This window comes from Ensifer sp. GW823-FHT05D09 (assembly GCF_058795755.1).
Genome location: NZ_JBXAIA010000052.1, coordinates 1 through 405, shown reverse-complemented (window position 1 = coordinate 405; position 405 = coordinate 1). Strand labels below are relative to the sequence as shown.

The 405-nt window shown below is 67.9% G+C and carries 1 protein-coding gene; it reads left to right on the top strand.

The window, feature by feature from the left end; all coding sequences use genetic code 11:
- Positions 1-405: hypothetical protein (locus AC1Q80_RS30885; RefSeq protein WP_492362948.1), on the top strand; the 405-nt coding region annotated here is incomplete at both ends.

The window sequence follows — 405 nt, the reverse complement described above, 5'->3', positions numbered from 1 at the left end:
CGTCGGACGGGCCGGCGGGGTGACCATCGTCACCCTCGACCTGGTGCGCAGCGGCGACAGCGCGACCGTGACGGCGACGCTTTCCGACAATTACGCCAGCCATCCCGGCATCAACGCCGACGACCTGGCCAGCCTCGGCTCGGTCAAGGTCATCGCTTCCGACACCGACGGCGACCAGGCAGAAGGCACCGTCACCCTGTCGGTCTCCGACGACGTGCCGGTGATCGGGATCACCGATCCGGAATCGGCACAGCTTGTCGAAGGCCAGACGCTTTCCGGCAACTGGACGCTGACGGCGGGCGCCGACGGCGTCAGCACCGTGGACGTGAAAGTCGGCGACACCACGAAGACGCTGGCACTGACGGCCGGTCAATCCGTGGCCTTCACGCTTGCCGAGGGCACGCT